2 protein-coding genes are annotated in these 3,648 nt (G+C 71.4%); both read left to right on the forward strand.

Translation table 11 applies throughout. The features are described 5' to 3' along the window. Positions 1 to 1,887: AAA family ATPase (locus B7P34_RS35400; RefSeq protein ID WP_146167027.1), on the forward strand; the 1,887-nt coding region annotated here is incomplete at its 5' end. Positions 1,888 to 2,110: 223 nt separating this feature from the next. Beyond that, positions 2,111 to 3,529 carry a sugar porter family MFS transporter gene (locus B7P34_RS35405; RefSeq protein WP_106682225.1) on the forward strand — a complete coding sequence of 473 codons (1,419 nt, stop codon included), beginning with the start codon at positions 2,111 to 2,113 and terminating at the stop codon, positions 3,527 to 3,529. The last annotated feature ends 119 nt before the right edge of the window (positions 3,530 to 3,648 follow it).

A 3,648-nucleotide genomic window follows, 5' to 3' on the forward strand; every position in this document is an offset into this window, starting at 1 on the left:
GCGGCGCAGAGCGACGGCCCCGTGCCGGGCCCCGTGCCGTCGCCCGCACGGGGCCCGCAGGGCGCCGCCTCATGCGGCCCCCGCCCCGCCCTCGAACTCGTCGACGGCCCCGCCCCCGTCGTCGACGCCGTCCGCACCCTGCTGCGCGACATCGTGGTCGTCGCGACGCTGGAAGACGCCGAAGAACTGGTCGCCGAGCGTCCCGGGGCCGTCGCCGTGACCGCCGAAGGCGACCTCCTCGGAGCCCACTTCGCCCAGGGCGGCTCCGGCGGCGCGCCGAGCCTCCTGGAGGTTCAGGCGGCCGTTGACGAGGCCACCGCCGAACTGGCCGACCTGGACGCACGGTGCGCCGTCCTGCAGGCCGCCCAGCACGACGCGGCCGCACGGCGCGCCGAGTGCGCCGCACGCGTGGAGGAGCAGGCTGCCCTGCGCAGCGCCGCCGACCGGGAGAAGTCCCAGGTCGCCCAGGCCCTCGGGCGGCTCGCCGGGCAGGCGCGCGCCGCGGCCGACGAGGCCGGACGGACCGCCGCGGCCGTGGCCCGCGCCGAGGAGGCTCTCGCACGGGCCGGCGAGGAGGCCGAGGAGCTCGCCGAACGGCTGGCCGTGGCCGAGGAGGCCGCCCCGGGCGAGGGAGCCGGCGAGCCCGACACCTCCGTACGGGACCGCCTCGTCGCCGACGGTGCCAACGCCCGGCAGACCGAGATGGAGGCGCGGCTCCAGGTCCGTACGCACGAGGAGCGCGTCAAGGCCCTCGCGGGCCGGGCGGACGGCCTGGACCGGGCGGCCCGTGCCGAGCGCGAGGCCCGCGCCCGCGCGGAGCAGCGCCGCCTCAGGCTGCAGCACGAGGCCCGGGTCGCCGCGGCCGTCGCGTCCGGCGCCCGGCAGCTCCTCGCGCACGTCGAGGTCTCCCTCGTGCGCGCCGACGAGGAGCGGCGCCACGCGGAGGAGGCGAAGGCCGCCCGGGAACGGGAGCTCGTCGCCGAGCGCAACCGGGGCCGTGAGGTGAAGAGCGAGCTGGACAAGCTCACGGACTCGGTGCACAAGGGCGAGGTGCTCGGCGCGGAGAAGCGGCTGCGCATCGAGCAGCTGGAGGCCAGGGCCCTGGAGGAGCTCGGCGTCGAACCCGCCGCCCTGGTCGCGGAGTACGGGCCGGACCAGCCCGTACCGCCGTCCCCGCCGGCCGAGGGCGAGGAACTGCCGGAGGACCCGGACCACCCCAGGAACCGGCCCGCCTCGTACGTCCGCACGGAGCAGGAGAAGCGGCTGCGGGCCGCCGAGCGCGCCTACCAGCAGCTGGGCAAGGTCAACCCGCTCGCCCTGGAGGAGTTCGCGGCGCTGGAGGAGCGCCACCAGTTCCTCTCCGAGCAGCTGGAGGACCTCAAGAAGACCCGCAGCGACCTGCTCCAGGTCGTCAAGGACGTGGACAAGCGCGTCGAGGAGGTCTTCACGGAGGCCTACCGGGACACGGCCCGCGAGTTCGAGGGCGTCTTCTCCCGGCTCTTCCCCGGGGGCGAGGGGCGGCTCGTCCTCACCGACCCGGACGACATGCTGGCCACCGGCGTGGACGTCGAGGCGCGCCCGCCGGGCAAGAAGGTCAAGCGCCTGTCGCTGCTGTCGGGCGGCGAGCGCTCGCTGACCGCCGTGGCGCTGCTGGTCGCGATCTTCAAGGCGCGGCCGAGCCCGTTCTACGTGATGGACGAGGTCGAGGCAGCGCTGGACGACACCAACCTCCAGCGGCTGATCGGGATCATGAGGGAGCTGCAGGAGAGCTCGCAGCTGATCGTGATCACGCACCAGAAGCGGACGATGGAGGTCGCCGACGCCCTGTACGGCGTCTCGATGCAGGGCGACGGCGTCTCCAAGGTGATCAGCCAGCGGCTGCGTTGATCTTGTTATCCCTGTCGGCGACTTCACTTCTTCAAGTGTTGAACTCAACCTGTGAGATGCCTGCAGGAAACTTCTTGGTTACGACCTATTGACTTAAGAAAATGAAGACATAGGGTCTGCAGCGTTGCTAATACCTTCAAGTGGTGGGGCCCCAAGTCCTGTGCCCCACTTGAAGGGCCAGCCCCCCACGCCCGGCAGTGCCGCCGGGCCTCAGGAGTACACGTTGACCAGCACTGCGACGGCGCAGGGGTCCGAGGGCCGCAAGGCCCAGCCGGACCACCTCGGGCATGTCATCTTCATCACCGCGGCCGCGGCCATGGGTGGCTTTCTCTTCGGCTACGACAGCTCCGTGATCAACGGCGCCGTCGAGGGCATTCGCGGGAAGTACGACATCGGCTCCGCAGCCCTGGCCCAGGTCATCGCCATCGCCCTCATCGGCTGCGCGATCGGCGCCGCCACCGCGGGCCGGCTCGCGGACCGCATAGGCCGCATCCGCGTCATGCAGATCTCCGCGACGCTCTTCACGATCAGCGCCGTGGGCTCCGCCCTGCCGTTCGCCCTGTGGGACCTCGCCTTCTGGCGCGTCCTCGGCGGCATCGCCATCGGCATGGCCTCCGTCATCGGCCCGGCCTACATCGCCGAGGTCTCGCCGCCCGCCTACCGCGGCCGCCTCGGCTCCTTCCAGCAGGCCGCGATCGTCGTCGGCATCGCCGTCTCCCAGCTCGTCAACTGGGGCGTCCTCAACCTCGCCGACGGCGACCAGCGCGGTCACGTCATGGGCATCGAGGCCTGGCAGCTGATGCTCGGCGTCATGGTCGTCCCGGCCGTCCTCTACGGTCTGCTCTCCTTCGCGATCCCCGAGTCGCCCCGCTTCCTGATCTCCGTCGGCAAGATCGACAAGGCGAAGGCCGTCCTCGCCGACGTCGAGGGCCACGGCGTGGACCTCGACAAGCGCGTCACCGAGATCGAGCTCGCGATGCACAGCGAGGAGAAGTCCACCTTCAAGGACCTCATCGGCGGCAAGGCGGGCTTCCTGCCCATCGTGTGGGTCGGCATCGGCCTGTCGGTCTTCCAGCAGCTCGTCGGCATCAACGTGGCCTTCTACTACTCGGCCACCCTGTGGCAGTCCGTCGGCATCGACCCGAGCGACTCGTTCCTCTACTCGTTCACCACGTCGATCATCAACATCGTCGGCACCGTGATCGCGATGATCTTCGTCGACCGCGTCGGCCGCAAGCCGCTCGCCATCGTCGGCTCCGCCGGTATGGCCGTCTCCCTCGCCCTCGAGGCCTGGGCCTTCTCCGCACAGGCCGGCGACGGCTCCCTGCCCACCGCGCAGGGCACGGTCGCCCTGGTCGCGGCGCACGCCTTCGTGCTCTTCTTCGCCCTCTCGTGGGGCGTCGTGGTCTGGGTCTTCCTCGGCGAGATGTTCCCCAACCGCATCCGCGCCGCGGCGCTCGGCGTCGCCGCCTCCGCGCAGTGGATCGCCAACTGGGCCATCACCGCGAGCTTCCCGAGCCTCTCGGACTGGAACCTCTCCGGCACGTACGTCATCTACGCGGTCTTCGCCGTGCTCTCCATCCCCTTCGTGCTCAAGTACGTCAAGGAGACGAAGGGCAAGGCGTTGGAGGAGATGGGCTAACCCCCCCGCCGCCCACTCCTCAACAGGACGCTGCCCCGGCTCACCGATGAGCCGGGGCAGCGTCCTGTTTGCGTACGGGGTGCTGTGCTGCTGCATGGGGCCGCCGCACGAGGCGGGGG

It is taken from the genome of Streptosporangium nondiastaticum, assembly GCF_003011965.1.
Taxonomy (GTDB): Bacteria; Actinomycetota; Actinomycetes; order Streptomycetales; family Streptomycetaceae; genus Streptomyces; species Streptomyces nondiastaticus.